We start from the raw sequence: 1000 nt of genomic DNA, 5'->3' as shown, positions 1-1000 counted from the left end.
TAAAACAACGGAATCACCACTAAGGTTAAAATCGTCGCAAACAACAAGCCAAACATAATCGTTACTGCCATACTCTTGAAGAACGGGTCAATCAATAGTGGCGCGACGCCAAGAATTGTTGTGAGCGCTCCAAGTAAGACGGGTTTGGCTCGGCTTAGCGACGCTTCAATAATGGCGTTATAGGGTGCTTTGCCCTCGCCGATCTCAGCGTCAGCTTGATCAACCAATACAATCGCGTTCTTAACCATCATACCGATTAAGCTCAAGAAGCCGAGGATCGCCATAAACTCGAAAGGTGTTTGAAAGGCGATAAGGCCAATGACCACACCAATAATCGCAAGCGGAGCAGTCATCCAGATGACAAGTGGCTGACGTAACGCATTAAACATAAAGACCACCGCGAGAATCATGGCGGCAAAACCATATGGCGCTGAAATCGCCAAACCTTCATTGGCATCTTTAGACGCTTTATATTCACCATACCAGATCAATTCATAACCCGAAGGGAGGTCAATCGCTTCAATCTTGTCACGCACTTGACTAAAGGCGTCGGACGTCATGACACCCGGAGCCGGATCGGCTTGAACTAAGATGGTGGGCATACGGTTAATACGTCGTAAGATCGCATCCTGATACACCACATCCACCGAGTCTACCAGTTGACTAACTGGAATAAAGCTTCCCGCCTGTGCACTGTAAACTTCGGTATTTTCAATCGCTCTCTCATGGGCTCGCTCGCTTTCCGGGGCTCTGACCACAATCGGAATCAGGTCGTTCCCTTCACGGAAAACGCCGACGCTGCGCCCTGATAATGTTTGAGCAATCGCCGCATTGATTTCTTGTGTGGTGAGTCCGTAGCGTTGTGCTTCTTGAGACGAATAAACAGGCGAAAGTACCGGAACTTGCTGGCGCCAATCGTCTTGTACGGCGATCAAATTTGCATCGTTCTGCATGATCGATTTTGCCTGCTCTGCCAGTTGACGGAGCACCTTACTGTCAG

1 protein-coding gene is annotated in these 1000 nt (G+C 48.9%); it reads right to left on the bottom strand.

All coding sequences use genetic code 11. The annotated features are described in order from the left end of the window. Positions 1–1000 (bottom strand): efflux RND transporter permease subunit (locus D8S93_RS24745; protein ID WP_152816219.1); only part of this gene is annotated, 1000 nt, incomplete at both ends.

The sequence above is a fragment of the Vibrio sp. VGrn 2 genome, assembly GCF_009361695.1.
Taxonomy (GTDB): domain Bacteria; phylum Pseudomonadota; class Gammaproteobacteria; order Enterobacterales; family Vibrionaceae; genus Vibrio; species Vibrio diabolicus.
Note: the sequence above shows the minus strand (reverse complement) of the source record. Positions and strands in the feature narration are given on the sequence as shown.